This is a genomic window from Mesorhizobium sp. LCM 4577, from assembly GCF_001854795.2.
GTDB classification, from domain to species: domain Bacteria; phylum Pseudomonadota; class Alphaproteobacteria; order Rhizobiales; family Rhizobiaceae; genus Mesorhizobium; species Mesorhizobium plurifarium.
This window is the reverse complement of sequence record NZ_MDDU01000056.1, coordinates 75,071-89,618: the sequence shown is the minus strand read 5'-3', so window position 1 is coordinate 89,618 and position 14,548 is coordinate 75,071. Positions and strand designations below refer to the sequence as shown.

The window sequence follows — 14,548 nt, the reverse complement described above, 5'->3', positions numbered from 1 at the left end:
CGTGTCCAAGCCGACCGGACCATGATCGAGATCCGCGACGTGACCCGCAGCTACGGATCGTTCAAGGCGCTGGACAACGCCTCGCTCTCGATCCGCGAAGGCGAGTTCTTCTCGCTGCTCGGGCCTTCCGGCTGCGGCAAGACCACGCTGTTGCGCATGATCGCCGGCTTCGACACGCCGACCAGCGGCTCCATCGCCGTCGATGGCCAGCCGATGGACGGCATTCCCGCCAACCGCCGCCCGACCAACATGGTCTTCCAGAGCTATGCGATCTTCCCGCATCTCAATGTCGAGCAGAATGTCGCCTATGGTTTGAAGCGGCTGAAGCTGGAGGCCGGCGAGGAGAAGCGCCGTGTCGAGGAGGCGCTGGCGCAGGTGTCGCTGACGGGCCTCGGCAAGCGCCGTGCCACCGAGCTTTCCGGCGGCCAACGCCAGCGCGTGGCTTTGGCCCGCGCCCTGGTCATGCGCCCCAAGGTGCTGCTGCTCGACGAGCCGCTTTCGGCGCTCGACAAGAAGCTGCGCGAGCAGATGCAGGTCGAGCTGCGCCGGCTGCAGCAGGCGGTCGGCATCACCTTCGTGCTGGTCACGCATGACCAGTACGAGGCGCTCGCCATGTCGGACCGCATCGCGGTGATGTTCGGCGGCCGCATCGCGCAGGTCGCCTCGCCCAAAGAGATCTACCAGCGCCCGGTCAACCGCCAGGTGGCCGATTTCCTCGGCGGCATGAACTTCGTCAAGGCCGAGATCGTCGAGGAGAACGGCGCTTCGCTGGTGCTCGACACGCTGGGCTTCGGCCGCGTCAGGACCGACAAGCCGAAGGCGTTCGTGCGCAATGGCGGCGCGGCGACGCTTGGCATCCGCCCCGAGCGGCTGCGCGTTTTGTGGGACAATGCGACGGCGAAGTTCGAGGTCGCCGGCAAGGTCGTCGAGCGCCACTATTTCGGCGAGATCACGCATCTGATCGTCGAGATACCGGGGCTCGAAAAGCCGCTCTCGGTCACCGAGACCAACGATTTCGGCGCCGACGACATTCCGGTCGGCGCGCCGATCCGCCTCGCCTATGATCCTGAAGCTCTGGTGGCGATGGCCGACTGAATCTTGCCGGCCGCGATGCGGCCGGCGACGATCGCGCCTTCGACATAACCCGGGAAAGACGGCGAGAGCTCCGAAGCGGCGAAATAGACCGGCGGCGCGCCGGCCAGGATGACGCGCTCGGCATCGCGCGCCGTCACGTCGATGATGAGGTCGCTATAGGCGCCGCCGCTCCAGCGGTCATGCGTCCAGTCGCGCGCGCTGAAATCGACGATGTCGGCGGCCTCTGGCCCGAGCGCCAGGACAAGCCTCGCTGTGATTTCCGCCCGCAACGCCGCCGCGCTGACCGGATGCCAGCGCAGCGCCAGCGGTCCGCCGACAAAGACGACAAGCGCGGCGTGGTCGGCATCCGTGCTGGCGTCGCAGGCAAACAGGCCGGGCTGATCGCGCCACATCACCATGCCGCACAGGCCTTGCTCGCGCCAGAACGGCTTGGCGTAGCGCACCAGGATCTTGATCACCGCGCCGCTCTCCCAGACGCCGAGCGCGCTTGCGAGCTCCGCCGGCAAAGCCGGCGCGAAATCGAGCTTCGCGGCCGTCGCCGGCGGCAGCGCGATCAGGACCTCGCGCGCTTCGATCGTAGCCGCGCCGGTGCTGACGCGAACGCCTTGCGGGGCGCGCTCGACACGCGCCACCGCTTCGTTCAGTCGTAGCCGGTCGCCGAGCGCGGCGGCGAGGTCCTCGGCCAGCAATTGCATGGTGTCGCCCAGAAAATACTGCAGCTCGAACACCTCGTTGGTGATGCGGCGGTCATTGTCGATCAGGTACCAGAGCGGCACCCTGTCCAACGCCAGGCACCACAGGCCCTCGATCATCGAACAGAAGGCTGCCTTGGCGTCAGCCGTGTCGCTCTGGCGCTCGAGCCATGTCGCGACGGTCAAGCCGGCGATCGACGGATCGTCCGGCTCGATCTTGTTCATCCGCTCCCGGATCGCCATCGCGACCTGGTAGGTCCGTTCGGCTTCGTCGACCGACATCGACGGATGAGTGATGAACTCCCCTTCGATATAGGTTTCGACGAAGGTCTTGCCGCGTGTCTTGGCCATCGCCATCAGCTCGGGCATGTCCTGGCACAGGAACTGGCCGCCGCTGTCGATCAGCTCGCCGAGCCCGTTGCGGACGGCCTCCACCCTGCCGCCGACGCGCTCGCGTGCTTCAAGGACAAGGAAATCGATGCCGGCGCGCTTCAACTCGAGCGCGGCCGACAGGCCGGTGAAGCCGGCGCCGACGATGACGACGTCGGTTCTTTCGATGCCGCTCTTCAATAGCCGGCCTTGATCTTCTCGAACTCGGCGACCATGCGCTGCTTGAGGTCCGGCGCAACCGGCTGCTGGAACAACGTTTTGTCGAGGAACTTGTCGAGATTGTCGAAGCCGCGCTCGGTGAGCAGCTTCTGGTCCATCGCCGCCATGCCGGCGCTGTTGCCGTGGCCGTAGCCGAAGGTCTTCACCATATACTCCGAAACACCCGGAGCGTTGACGGCGCTCAGGAAATCATAGGCCTGGTCGAGCTTGCCCGGCGCATCCTTGAGCAGCACATAACCGCACACCCAGGTCGAGATGCCTTCCTTGGTGTCGCGGTTCATGGCGATCGGCATGCCCTGGCCCTTCAACGTCACATAGGTCTCGTTCCAGCCCCAGACCAGATCGACTTCATTGCCCGTGAAGGCCTGGTTGAGGTCGGTATCGTCGGTCCAGTAGAAGCGGACATTCTTGTGCACGTCGCGCAGGAAGGCGGAGGCCTGTTTGAACTGCTCGTCAGTCATCTTGGTCCAGTCTTTCAGGCCGATGACCAGGCTCGCCAGCGCATAGGCGTCGTCGACATTGTCGCCGATGGTAACGCGGCCCTTGAACTTCGGGTCGGCGAAGATCTTCAGCGACTGCGCCTCCTCCGCCGTAACCTTGTCGGTGCGGTAGAGCAGCGAGGTGTTGCCCCAGTCGAAAGGCATGAACCAGGCCTTGCCGTCGGCGGTGGTGGCGAGGTCCTTCATCGCCATGATGCCCGGGTTGAGGTCCTTCCAGCCGACGATCTTCGAGGTGTCGAGCGGCTGCAGCAAGCCGGCCTCGCGCCATTTCACCACGCTTTGCGAGCAGGGGTGCGCGACATCGGCCTTGAAGCCGGCGCGCATCTTCTCGAAGGCCTCGTCCTCGTCGCCGAAGAAAGAGAAGGTCGGCTCGGCATTGTATTTGGCGGTGTAGACCGGATGCAGCAGCGGATCCTCGTAGCCGGACCAGTCGAAGACGACGAGGTCGCCGCCGCCTTCGGCAAGCGCATGGGCGGAGCCAGCGCCGACGGTGACGACGGCAGCCAAGGCAAGACGGCGAAGCATGGTTTTCATGGCGCGAGAAACTCCCCCATCGCGGACGATGGGAGGAAGTTAGGAGAATTCAGAAGCTTTGGCGAGCCCGCTCACTTTGCTCTGCTTGGCAAGTAAGCGGGCCGCTAGAATTCAGCTCAATAGCCGGCTTTGATCTTCTCGAATTCGGCGATCATCTTCAGCTTGAGCTCGGAAGGCAGGGGCTGCTGGAACAGCGTCTTGTCGACCCATTTTTCGACGTTGTCGTAGCCCTTTTCCTTCAGCACCGCCGGGTCGACGCCGGCCATGCCCTTGGCGTTGGCCTGGCCGTAGCCCCAGTCCTTGACCAGCGTCTTGGCGACTTCGGGGTCGTTGACCGCATTGAGATAGTCATAGGCCTTGTCGATGTTGCCCGGCGCGTCCTTGAACAGCACATAGCCGCACACCCAGGTCGACATGCCCTCGTCGGTGTCCTTCTTGGACTTGATCGGCACGCCGGCCTTGACCGACTGCACCGTCGCGTCGTTCCAGGCCCAGGCGAGATCGACCTCGCCGCCGGAGAGCAGCTGCACGATGTCGGTGGTGTCGGTCCAGTAGGAGCGGACATTCTTGTGCACCTGGCGCAGGAAGTCGGACGCCTGTTTGAACTGGTCGTCCGTCATCTTGGTCCAGTCCTTGAGCCCGATGGCGAGGCTGGCCAGCGCGTAGGCGTCGTCGACATTGTCGCCGATCGAGACCCTGCCCTTGTATTTCGGATCGGCGAAGGCCTTCAGCGACTGCACGTCCTTCTCGGCGATCTTGTCGGAATTGTAGGTAAGCTGGGTGTCGCCCCAGTCCCAGGGCATGAACCAGGCCTTGCCGTCGGGCGTGGTGGCGAGGTCCTTCATCGCCATGATGCCGGGATTGAGGTCCTTCCAGCCGGCGATCTTCGAGGTGTCGAGCGGCTGCAGCAGCCCCGCCTCGCGCCACTTCACCACGCTCTGCGAGCACGGATGGCCGAGATCGGATTTGAAGCCGGAGCGGATCTTTTCGAAGGCCTCGTCCTCGTCGCCGAAGAAGGCGAAGGTCGGCGAGTCGCCGTTCTTCTCGACATATTTGCCGTGGAAGCTCGGATCCTCATAGCCGGACCAATCGAACACGATCAGGTCCTTGTCGGCGGCGACGGCGAACGCCACCGCCGAAGCCGCGATCACGCTCCCAAGCGCCAGGGTCAGTGTCAGGCGTCGGCTGAGTTTCTTCATGCTGTTCCATCCTCTTTTGGTTGCCGGTCTTGTTTGGCCGGCTGTTGCTAACCGTAATGTTTCGGAAAGGCGGCGGCCAAAAACGCGTTCGCCGCCTGCAATGCGGTCTCTCGCGTGGTGTCCTCCGTCCCCATCATCAGCCGCAGCCACAAGCCCTCGAGCATGGCGCTGAGCGCCAGCGCGATGACCTGGGGGTCATAGCTGTAGTCGCCGCTTGCCTTGAGCGTCGTGCAGAGATCGATGAAGACCTGCTGGTAATAGGCGTCGCGCGAGCTGCTCAGCGCCTGGTAGGTCGGCCGCGACTTGGCCTCGCCCCAGAAGGCGAGCCAGGCGGCGAGCTTGCGCTTGTTGCAGATCGAGCGGTCGAAATCGGCCCACACCAGCTGCCGCAGCTGCCTCGCCGGATCGTCGCCCGCCTTCTGCAGGGCGGTGCGCCAGTGCGCCGAATACTCGTCATACATGTGCTGCAGCGTGGCGATGAGCAGCTTTTCCTTGCTCTCGAAATGGAAATTGACGATGCCGCGCGACAGGCCCGCGCCGTCGGCCACGTCGGCCATCGTCGTTTCGGCATAACCGCGCTTGGCCAGTGAATCGATCGTCGCCTCGATCAGCTGCAACCGCCTGACCTCCTTCGAGGCCTTGCGGCCGCGCTTTTCGGCGTCGCCTTTTCGTGCCGATTCAGCGACGTTGTCGGTGGCAGCTGCTGTCTTCATAAGGGTGACGGTCTCCAGCATCGCCGGCTATCCAACCGGCTTCCAACCGCGCAGATGAGTGGGGCGGTGCTCGCCACTGTCAAGCACCTTCTGCATCGCCTCCCAGGTCTTGATGTTCTTGTCGACATAGGCCGCGCCGACCGCTGCCGCGGCCTTCGCGTAGAGCGGCCCCTTGAGCCGTGCCAGCTCCTCCCGCGCCACCTCGCGGTACCACGGATTGCGGTCGCGCACGGCGATGCCGGTGAAGCCGGCGCGCCGCATCGCTTCGGCATAGCGCGCCGGTGAGGCCATGGCGAAGGAGAGCCCTTCGGCCGCTACATAGGCCTTCATCTCAGGCGACGGCTCCGCGTCATGCCCGATCATCCAGTTCGACGCGGCAAACACCCCGCCCGGCTTCAGCACGCGGAAGATCTCGGCGAACAGCGCGTCCTTGTCCGACACATGCAGCAGCGCGTCCTTGGAGAAGACCACGTCGAAGGAAGCATCCGTGAACGGCAGCGGCCCCGGCGGCGCCTGGACAAAACTGACACGATCCTCGAGGCCTTGCGCTGCCGCTCTTCGCCTTGCCTTCTCGATCACCGGCCTTTCGACGTCGAAGCCGGTGGCTCGAGCCGCGCCGTGCGTTGCCACCAGATGCAGCGTGATGCCGCCGGCGCCGCAGCCGATATCGAGGATCGTCTTGCCCTTGAGCGAGAGGCCTTCGACCACCCGGTCGACCTCGTCCGGCCCACCCGGCGACAGGTAGCCCTCGCCCCACAGCGCTTCGAGGAAGCGAATGGCGGTGTCGTCATATTCCGGCTCGGCGTCAGYCGTTTCGATCATCGGACCCTCAACCCCAAATGCCGATGCGGATCAGTCCAGAATGTCGGCAAAGCGTAGCGCATCAACAGGAAAACGCAACATCATTTGTTGAACATTCATTCAAAATGGCTAGACAAAAATCCGTGATCCGTGCCAAATTCGGGCAATCGGGGAACAAAAGCACAGAGCAATTCCAGGAAGAGCGTGAGGCGGTTCTCCACCCGGAACTGCACAAAAACAAGACGATAGGGGCGACCGAATGAAGGTTGAGCGCGCATGAAGGCATGGGACGCGATCGTCATCGGCGGCGGCCATAACGGGCTGGTCAACGCCTGCTATCTGCAGCGCGCCGGGCTGGACGTGCTGGTGGTCGAGAAGAACGACTGGGTCGGCGGCGCGGCCACCAGCCGCGAGCTGACGCCGGGCTTCCTCTATTCCAACTGCTCCTATGTCTGCTCGCTGTTTAGGCCCGAGATCATGCGCGACCTGGAGCTGCCGCGCTTCGGCCTGCAGGTGATCTCCTATGAAGGCGGCGCGGTGTTCACGCGCGACGGCGACTATCTCGCCAACTATCGCGACCATGACGCGCATCGCCGCGAGTTCGCCCGCTTCTCGAAGCGCGATGCCGAGGCCTATGACCGCTACTCGCGCGACGTCACCAGGCAATGTCGCTTCATCCAGCCGCTCTTGATGCGCACCGCCCCCGACCCGACCAGTTTTCGGCCGCGCGACCTCGGCGAGCTCATCTATCTCGGCAAGAAATTCGCCGGGCTTTCAGCCGAGGAGCGGGCGCTGACCCTGCGCTTCTGGACGATGTCGATCTCCGACTTCCTCGACGAGTATTTCGAGACCGACGTCATCAAGGCGAACTTCGCGCTCTCCGGCATTATCGGCACGGCGCTCGGGCCGATGTCGCCCGGCACGGCCTATGTGCTGCTGCACCATTACATGGGCGAGGTCGACGGCTCGGTCGGCGCCTGGGGCTATGCGCGCGGCGGCATGGGCGCCGTCACCAAGGCGCTGGCCGCCTCCTTCAAGGCCTCCGGCGGCACCATCCGCACCGGCGCCGAGGTCGACCACGTGCTGATCCGGAACGGCAAAGCCAAGGGCGTGGTGCTGGCCGGCGGCGAGGAGATCCACGGCAAGCTCGTGATCTCCAACGCCGACGTCAAGCGCACCTTCCTGAAGCTGGTCGAGGAGAAGGAACTGCCCGATATCTTCCTGCGCCGCGTCCGGAATTTCAAAATCCGCGGCTCGTCCGGCAAGGTCAACATCGCGCTGGATTCGCTGCCCGAATTCCCTGCTCTGCCGAAGGACTCGCCGGTCTATCGCGCCGACATGCATTTCACCGATTCCATCGAGCGCATGGAGCGCGCCTATGACGACTGGAAGGCCGGGCGCTGGTCGGTCGATCCCTTCCTCGACATGATGATCCCGACCACGCTCGACCCGACCATGGCGCCGCCGGGAAAGCACTTCATGAGCTGCTTCGTGCAATATGCGCCGCCGAAGATCGACGGGCGTGACTGGACCGATGCCGATCGCGACGGCTTCGCCGAGAGCGTGATTTCCCAGATCTCGCAATATTCGCCCGGCTTCCGCGACCGTATCGTCCATATGGAAGTGCGCACGCCGCGCGAGATCGAGGCCGAGGTCGGCCTCACCGAAGGCAACATCTTCCAGGGTGAGCTCACCTTCGACCAGTTGCTCTTCAACCGCCCGGTGCCGGGCTACGCGCAATACCGCTCGCCGGTCGGCGGCCTCTATATGTGCGGCTCCTCCACCCATCCGGGCGGCGGCGTGATGGGCGCGCCCGGACGCAACGCCGCCGCAGAGATCCTGCGCGACCTCGCCAAGCCAACCCTGCATATGAGCCCGGCCCATGACGTCATCTGATTTGAACCGGGACGCCATCGTCATCGGCGGCGGCCATAACGGCCTAGTCGCCGCCGCCACACTGGCGAAGTCGGGTCGCAAGGTGCTGCTGCTCGAAGYCGGCAACGAGGTCGGCGGCGCCGCGCGCACCGAGGAATTCGCGCCGGGCTTTCGAGTCTCCGCGGTTGCGCATCTGCTCAACCGCCTGCATCCCGACGTGGTGACGACGCTGGAGCTGGAGCGGCACGGGCTGACGATCGAGCGCGGCGACTTCGTGCCGTCGGTGGCGCTGTCGAAGGACGGCCCGCTTACGCTGCACGGCGCCTATGGTGAGGTGCTGACCGGGGCCAGCTCGGCGGAGCAATCCGCCTGGAAAGAGCTGCGCGCGCAATTGCTGCGCTATGCCGGCGTGCTGAAGTCGTTCCTGTCGCGCAGGCCGCCGGACCTCGGCGACATGTCGCTCGCCGAAATGACCGGGCTCGGCCAGACCGCGCTGGCGCTGAAGCGGCTCGGCAAGGAAGACATGCGCGACTTCCTGCGCGTGCTCCTGATGAATGTCTACGACCTGCTCGACGAGCAGCTTTCCGACGACCGGCTGAAGGGCCTGCTCGCCTTCGACGCGACGCTGGGCAGCCACCTCGGCCCGCGTTCGCCGACCTCGCTGCTCGGCCTCTATTACAGGCTTTCCGGCGAAATCGGCGGCCTTGCCGGCGCGCAGATGCAGCCGAAAGGCGGCATGGGTGCCGTCGTCGCCGCCATCCGCGCGGCGGCGGAAAAGGCCGGTGTCTCGATCCGCCCGGCTTCGCCGGTCGCCAGGGTGATCGTCGAAAAGGGCCGCGCCGTCGGCGTCGTCACGCAGGACGGCGAGACGCTGCGGGCAAGGACCGTCGTTTCCGCGGTGAACCCGGCGACGACGATCCTCGATCTCGTCGGCCCGCGCGAGGTCGATACCGGCTTTGTGCGCAAGGTCCGGAATATCCGCATGAAGGGCGATGCGGCGAAGCTCCATCTGGCGCTTGACAGGCCGCCGCAATTCTCAGGCGTCGACGCCGCCGGCCACAAGGGCCGCCTCGTCATCGCGCCTTCGCCCGACCATGTCGAGCGCGCCTTCAACCCGTCGAAATATGGCGCGTTCTCGCCCGAGCCGGTGATGGAGATCACGCTGCCCAGCCTGGCCGATCCATCGCTCGCCCCGTCCGGCGCCTGCGTGCTGTCGGCCGTGGTGCAATACGCGCCCTATGCGCTGAAGGAGGGCTGGGTCGCCGGCAAGCCGCGCTTCCTCAAGGCTATCATGGCGCAGCTCGAAGCCTACGCGCCTGGCATCGGCGCGACCGTGCGCCACGCCGAGCTTCTGACGCCCGCCGACATCGAGGCACGCTACCGCATGCCGGGCGGCCACTGGCACCATGGCGAATTGCAGGCCGACCAGATTCTGATGTCGCGGCCGGTCTCCGGCTGGTCGGGCTACGACACACCGCTCGAAGGGCTGTTCCTTGCCGGCGCCGGCTCGCATCCAGGCGGCGGCATCTCCGGCGCGCCCGGCCTCAACGCCGCGCGCCGCATCATCGCGATGAGGGCATGAGATGATTTCGCTATTCACAAACGCTGCGCTCTACGGCGCCCCCCTCTGGCCTGCCGGCCATCTCCCCCACTTGGGGGGAGATGAGCAGTTCGATTTGTCGGCGCCCTTTCTGCAACGCCGGAGATTGGCGAAATCGCCGGCGACGGCCAATCTCCCCCCTTGTGGGGGAGATGTCCGGCAGGACAGAGGGGGGCGCGAAGGAATGCCGTCATGAATCGTCATGTGAAAATCAACTCCGCGCGTACAGCCGACCAATCCCACTTCCGCACTTTGCGCATGGGCACACCGTTCCAGCCCCGCATCGACGCGCTGGGGCTGAAGCAGGACTGGTACAATTGGGCCGGCTACCGCGCGCCGCATTCGCTATGGGACGAGGAGCTCGAATATTTCGCCATCCGCAGCCAGGCCGCACTCTTCGATATCTCGCCGATGACCAAATACCGGATCGAGGGCCCGGACGCCGAGGCCTATCTCGATCGCGTGACCTTGCGCGACGTGACCAAGCTAAAACCCGGCCGGGTCCACTACACCGCCTGGTGCGACGACGAAGGTTTCGTCCTGGACGACGGCACGCTGTTCCGGCTCTCGCCGACGCGCTTCCGGCTGTGCTCGCAGGAGCGGCATCTGCCTTGGCTGCTGGACAGCGCGATCGGCTATGAGGTCAGTGTCGAGGAAGAGACGGAGGCTGTCGCCGGCTTGGCGCTGCAAGGACCGACCTCCTTCGCCATCCTGCGCGAAGCCGGTTTCGCCGGTGTCGAGCGGCTGAAGGTCTTCGACCTCGCCGAATTCGCGCATGACGGCGCTACCGTCGCCATCTCGCGCACCGGCTTCACCGGCGATCTCGGTTACGAGCTGTTCGTGCCGGCTGACAAGGCGTTGAGCCTGTGGGACCGGCTGATGGCGGCCGGCGAGCTGCGCGGCATCCGCGCCATCGGCTATACCGCGCTGAACCGAGCCCGGTTGGAAGCCGGCCTGATCGTCGCCAATGCCGACTTCACCACCGCCGAGCACGCCATCCGCGCCGACCGCTTGCGCATGCCCGACGAGATCGGCCTCGGCTTCATGATCGATCCGGACAAGGGACACTTCAACGGCCRCCGCGCCATCCTCGAAGCGCGGGCGAAAAAGAAACTGCGCCACGTGCTGGTCGGACTTGAGATCGAAGGCAACATCCCGGCCGAGCATGCCATCGTCTATTACCGCAAAAGCCAGGAGATCGGATTGGTGAGCGCGGCGATGTGGTCGCCCATGGCCAAGCGCAACATCGCGCTCGCCTCGCTGCGGCGACCCTATGGCGAAACGATCGTCGACGACCTCTGGGTCGAGATTTACGCCACGCGCGAGCTGCAGTACCAGAAGCTGATGAAGAAGGCGAAGGTGGTGCCGCGTCCCTTCATCAAGCTCGACCGCCGCACCGCCAACCCGCCCGCGGATTTCTGAGATGGCAAGCGAAGCGGAAGACCTGGAGACGGAAGCCGCCGAGCAGTGGGAGCTGGTCAACACGCCGCTTGGCGAGATGTGGTCCGGCCGCACCCGCTACGCTGCGGCGATGTTTTTCTTCAAGCGCGGCGAGATGAACGCCGAGACGCTGGAGGTCTACCGCATCTGCGCCCGGCTCGACGCGGAAAACCCCTTGGCGATCATCCGCGCCCGCGGCGTCGGTCAGGAATGGCTGAAGCGCATGGGCTACGGTCAGTAGTCCCGCTCAACCTATTGTGCGCTCCAGCACGCTCAACCAATTCCGATAAGCGATCTTCTCGATCAGAGCGCGGCCGAAACCGCGCGCCGCCAGCGCGTCGATGAGCTTGGGCAGGCCGGCGACGTCGCCGATGGGGGCCGGGATCATGGCGCCATCGAAATCGGAGCCGAGACCGACGCCGTCCTCGCCCAGCGCCTGCAAGAGCGAGTCGATATGGCGCACCATGATGTCGATGCTGGTGTCGGCATTCATGCGGCCGTCCTCGCGCAGGAAGCCGGTAGCGAAGTTGAGGCCCACCATGCCGCCCGATTCGCGGATCGCGCCGAGCTGCCAGTCGGTCAGGTTGCGCGAATGACCGCAGATCGCGTGCACGTTGGAGTGGGTGGCGACCAGCGGCGCGTCGCTCAAGCCCGCCACGTCGCGAAAACCCTTCTCGTTGAGATGCGACAGGTCGATCATGATCCTGAGCTGGTTGCAGGCCTTGACCAGCGCCTTGCCGGCATCGGTGAGGCCGGGCCCGGTATCGGGCGAGGATGGGAAGCGGAACGGCACGCCATTGCCGAAGGCATTGGGACGGCTCCAGACGATGCCCAGCGAGCGCAGGCCCGCGGCATGCAGCACGTCGAGCATGGCGAGCCCGGGATCGATCGCCTCGACGCCTTCGATGTGGAACACCGCCGCGATCGAACCCTTGGCCATCGCGTCACGTACATCGCCGGCGCTACGGCAGACGGTCAGCGCGCCAGCGCGCTCCAGCCGAAACAGGATCGAAGCCATGCCGATGGTCGAGGTGATCGCCTCTGCCTGCGGCAGTTCCGGCGGCAGGGGCTCGTTGTCGCTCGGCGCCGGCGGCACGGCGCTGCGCTTCGACTTCTCGACCGGCGGCGGAAAGATCGCGAACATGCCGCCGGCAAAGCCGCCCTTCCGGGCGCGCGGCAGGTCGATATGCCCGCCCGGTGTCCCCTCGATGAACAGCTTTTCGACATCGGCTTCCTTCGACTGGTAGAGCCGAAGCAGCGTGTCGTTATGTCCGTCGAAAACGGGGATCAGGTCGGTATCGGTCATCAGGGGAGCCATTCAAATCGGTGACGGGCGGGACGACGGGTTTCGTCCGAAGCGAACCGCCAACTTAGGCAAGATGACCGGGCGGTGCAAATACGAAGGTTGACCCTTTTCCTCTTCCCCCTGCGGGAACTGAGGAACTGAGGAATTGAAGAAGCGACGTCACGTCGGACGCTGAGCTTTTTTCTAAATTCCCCAGTTCTTCAGTTCTTCAATTCCTCAATTCCTCAATTCCCACAAGGGGAGAAGGTAACGCCGTGCTTACTGCTTCAGCACATCCGCCCATTCCGGATGGCGGCGGAACTGGGCGTTGGCGAAGGGGCAGAGCGGGATGATCTTCTTGCCGGCGGCGCGCGCATCCTCGACGGCGCGGGTGACGAGCCGAAGCCCGGCGCCCTGGCCGCGAAAGGCGTCCGGCACCTCCGTATGATCGATGATGAGCTGGTGCTCGCCGATCTTGGTGAAGGTCATCTCGGCCTCGGCGCCGCCGGGTCCGCGCAGCACATAGCGCCCCTTGGAGCCGTGGTCTTCCAGTTCGATCTCGGGCAGTTGGTCAGCCATTTAGTTGCCTCCTTCGGCAGCCGGCGCCGGGGCAAAAAGCCGCCGCGCCGCTTCGATTTCATTCGGCCGAACCTCATGCCCGCCGTCGTGCCATTCCACTGTGGCATCGGCGCCGTCGGCGCGCAAATAGGCCTCGAGCCGCGACGTCAAATTGGGCGGGCAGATCGGATCGCGCCTGCCGGCCGTGATCAGGATGCGCCGGCCGGCAWGGCTGCCCTGCACCTGCGGTTCGAACGGGATCAGCGGATGCATCAGCGCCGTGGCATCGAACAGGCCGGGCTCGGCGAATACCACCGAAGCCAGGATATTGGCGCCGTTGGAATAGCCGAGGCCGAACACCGCCGAGGGCTTTGCCGCCTCGACATGCGCCTTGACGAAGCCCGCCATCTTCGCCGTCGCCCGCGTCAGGTCGTCCATGTCGTAGACGCCCTCGCCAGTGCGGCGGAAGAAACGCGCGGCGCCATGCTCCGAGACATCGCCGCGCGGCGAGACGATCGTCGCCGAAGGCACAAGATCGCGGCCGAAACCGAGAAGCTGGTTCTCATCCGCGCCCGTGCCGTGGAAGACGAAGAGCAGCGGGCTGCCCGGCGAACCGGGCAGCACCTTGTGGATGTAAGCGTCCTTGCTCATGGCTCAGTCTTCCAGCTTCTGCAGATGTTCTTCGAGGTAGGGCCGCAGATGCTGATGCTGCGTCGGCAGCTTCAGCGCCTCGCCGAGATGCGCGGTGTCCTCGTCGCGGTCGAAACCCGGTTCGTTGGTCGCCACCTCGAACAACACGCCGCCCGGCGTGCGGAAATAGATCGCCCAGAAATAGTCGCGATCGATGACCGGCGTCACGCCATAGCCCGTGTCGACAAGGGCCTTGCGCACTTCGAGCTGCTTGGCGCGATCCTCGACCGCGAAGGCAACGTGATGCACCGAGCCGGCGCCGAGATTGGCAAAGCCGGCGCCAGGCAGCGATTCGATGTCGACGACATCGGCGCCATTGCCGTTCTTGATCGCCAGCCGACGTATATTGCCGGACTTGTCGACCTCCTCATAGCCCATGAACTTCAAGAGTTCCTCGGTGGCGCCGCCATCCTTGAGCCGCAGCGAGACCGAGTGGAAGCCACGGATCGCCTCGTCGCCGGGAACACCGCCCTTGACCCATGGCGCTCTCTTGTCGGCCTTGTCCTCGACCAGCGCGAAGCTGTCGCCGTCCGGGCCGGTGAAGGTCAGCCGCTTCTCGCCAAAACTTTCCGTGCGGGCGACATTGCCCACGCCTTCGTCGGCGAAGCGCTTTTCCCAATAGGCGAGCGTGCCCTCCGGCACGGAGAACACCGTCGTGCCGACCTCGCCCACGCCGTGCCGACCCTTGCCGATATCGGGGAACGGGAAATAGGTCATCACCGAACCCGGCGTGCCGACCTCGTCGGCATAGTAGAGGTGGTAGACGTCCGGTGCGTCGAAATTGACTGTTTTCTTCACCCGGCGCAGGCCGAGCTTCTTCGTGAAGAACTCATTGTTGCGACGTGCGTCGCTCGCCATCGAAGTGACGTGATGCAGACCCTGGATCTGATTGAGCATGATCGTGCTCCTTCCCGTGTTCTTGTGCGGCCCTCGCCGCTGTCCACGCCAATATGAGGA

The 14,548-nt window shown here is 64.9% G+C and carries 14 protein-coding genes; 5 read left to right on the top strand and 9 right to left on the bottom strand.

The features are described from left to right. Positions 1–21 precede the first annotated feature (21 nt). On the top strand, positions 22–1,095 hold the full coding sequence (locus LCM4577_RS33625; RefSeq protein ID WP_040985026.1) for an ABC transporter ATP-binding protein: 1,074 nt from the start codon (positions 22–24) through the stop codon (positions 1,093–1,095). On the opposite strand, the gene LCM4577_RS33620 is transcribed toward LCM4577_RS33625, so the two are convergent. From LCM4577_RS33620 to LCM4577_RS33600, 5 genes are all read right to left on the bottom strand, one after another. After that, positions 1,059–2,357 (bottom strand): flavin monoamine oxidase family protein, encoded by a 1,299-nt coding sequence (locus LCM4577_RS33620; RefSeq protein WP_071074901.1) that lies wholly within the window; start codon positions 2,355–2,357, stop codon positions 1,059–1,061. The genes LCM4577_RS33625 and LCM4577_RS33620 overlap by 37 nt on opposite strands. Beyond that, positions 2,354–3,430 (bottom strand): extracellular solute-binding protein, encoded by a 1,077-nt coding sequence (locus tag LCM4577_RS33615; RefSeq protein ID WP_071074900.1) that lies wholly within the window; start codon positions 3,428–3,430, stop codon positions 2,354–2,356. The genes LCM4577_RS33620 and LCM4577_RS33615 overlap by 4 nt, the downstream gene beginning before the upstream one ends. A gap of 116 nt (positions 3,431–3,546) precedes the next feature. Then, on the bottom strand, positions 3,547–4,629 hold the full coding sequence (locus LCM4577_RS33610) for an ABC transporter substrate-binding protein (protein WP_041011248.1): 1,083 nt from the start codon (positions 4,627–4,629) through the stop codon (positions 3,547–3,549). 47 nt (positions 4,630–4,676) lie between these two features. Beyond that, positions 4,677–5,363 (bottom strand): transcriptional regulator BetI, encoded by a 687-nt coding sequence (gene betI, locus LCM4577_RS33605; protein ID WP_071074899.1) that lies wholly within the window; start codon positions 5,361–5,363, stop codon positions 4,677–4,679. Between the two features lie 6 nt (positions 5,364–5,369). Then, a complete protein-coding gene (locus LCM4577_RS33600) occupies positions 5,370–6,164 on the bottom strand; it encodes a class I SAM-dependent methyltransferase (protein ID WP_071074898.1) in 795 nt (264 codons plus the stop codon). Between the two features lie 255 nt (positions 6,165–6,419). On the opposite strand from LCM4577_RS33600, the gene LCM4577_RS33595 reads away from it, so the two are divergent. The 4 genes from LCM4577_RS33595 (at position 6,420) to LCM4577_RS33580 (ending at position 11,299) form a co-directional block, all read left to right on the top strand. Continuing rightward, positions 6,420–8,039, top strand: a complete 1,620-nt coding sequence (locus tag LCM4577_RS33595) for an NAD(P)/FAD-dependent oxidoreductase (RefSeq protein ID WP_071074897.1) — start codon at positions 6,420–6,422, stop codon at positions 8,037–8,039. Continuing rightward, the gene (locus LCM4577_RS33590; protein ID WP_071074896.1) at positions 8,026–9,600 is read left to right on the top strand and encodes an NAD(P)/FAD-dependent oxidoreductase; all 1,575 of its coding nucleotides are present in this window, start codon (positions 8,026–8,028) and stop codon (positions 9,598–9,600) included. Before LCM4577_RS33595 ends, LCM4577_RS33590 begins: the two co-directional genes overlap by 14 nt. Before the next feature lie 210 nt (positions 9,601–9,810). Then, positions 9,811–11,040: an aminomethyltransferase family protein gene (locus LCM4577_RS33585; RefSeq protein ID WP_071074895.1), complete on the top strand. Its 1,230-nt coding sequence runs from the start codon at positions 9,811–9,813 to the stop codon at positions 11,038–11,040. 1 nt (position 11,041) lies between these two features. After that, entirely contained in the window at positions 11,042–11,299 is a 258-nt protein-coding gene (locus LCM4577_RS33580; protein WP_071034421.1) for a hypothetical protein, read from the top strand. A 6-nt stretch (positions 11,300–11,305) separates the two neighbouring features. Here the strand turns inward: LCM4577_RS33580 and LCM4577_RS33575 are convergent, their stop codons facing one another. The 4 genes from LCM4577_RS33575 to LCM4577_RS33560 form a co-directional block, all read right to left on the bottom strand. Beyond that, positions 11,306–12,364, bottom strand: a complete 1,059-nt coding sequence (locus tag LCM4577_RS33575) for a dipeptidase (protein ID WP_041000222.1) — start codon at positions 12,362–12,364, stop codon at positions 11,306–11,308. A gap of 258 nt (positions 12,365–12,622) precedes the next feature. Beyond that, entirely contained in the window at positions 12,623–12,922 is a 300-nt protein-coding gene (locus tag LCM4577_RS33570; protein WP_071034417.1) for a GNAT family N-acetyltransferase, read from the bottom strand. Beyond that, positions 12,923–13,552 carry an alpha/beta hydrolase gene (locus LCM4577_RS33565; protein WP_071074894.1) on the bottom strand — a complete coding sequence of 210 codons (630 nt, stop codon included), beginning with the start codon at positions 13,550–13,552 and terminating at the stop codon, positions 12,923–12,925. 3 nt (positions 13,553–13,555) lie between these two features. Then, positions 13,556–14,488 (bottom strand): VOC family protein, encoded by a 933-nt coding sequence (locus tag LCM4577_RS33560; protein WP_040985045.1) that lies wholly within the window; start codon positions 14,486–14,488, stop codon positions 13,556–13,558. Between the last annotated feature and the right edge of the window lie 60 nt (positions 14,489–14,548).

Excerpts from the sequence above, each read along its gene's own strand:
- LCM4577_RS33625 (WP_040985026.1), top strand. The coding sequence starts at position 22 with ATGATCGAGATCCGCGACGTGACCCGCAGCTACGGATCGTTCAAGGCG.
- LCM4577_RS33615 (WP_071074900.1), bottom strand. The coding sequence starts at position 3,430 with ATGAAAACCATGCTTCGCCGTCTTGCCTTGGCTGCCGTCGTCACCGTC.
- LCM4577_RS33610 (WP_041011248.1), bottom strand. The coding sequence starts at position 4,629 with ATGAAGAAACTCAGCCGACGCCTGACACTGACCCTGGCGCTTGGGAGC.
- betI (WP_071074899.1), bottom strand. The coding sequence starts at position 5,363 with ATGCTGGAGACCGTCACCCTTATGAAGACAGCAGCTGCCACCGACAAC.
- LCM4577_RS33595 (WP_071074897.1), top strand. The coding sequence starts at position 6,420 with ATGAAGGCATGGGACGCGATCGTCATCGGCGGCGGCCATAACGGGCTG.
- LCM4577_RS33580 (WP_071034421.1), top strand. The coding sequence starts at position 11,042 with ATGGCAAGCGAAGCGGAAGACCTGGAGACGGAAGCCGCCGAGCAGTGG.
- LCM4577_RS33575 (WP_041000222.1), bottom strand. The coding sequence starts at position 12,364 with ATGACCGATACCGACCTGATCCCCGTTTTCGACGGACATAACGACACG.
- LCM4577_RS33570 (WP_071034417.1), bottom strand. The coding sequence starts at position 12,922 with ATGGCTGACCAACTGCCCGAGATCGAACTGGAAGACCACGGCTCCAAG.
- LCM4577_RS33560 (WP_040985045.1), bottom strand. The coding sequence starts at position 14,488 with ATGCTCAATCAGATCCAGGGTCTGCATCACGTCACTTCGATGGCGAGC.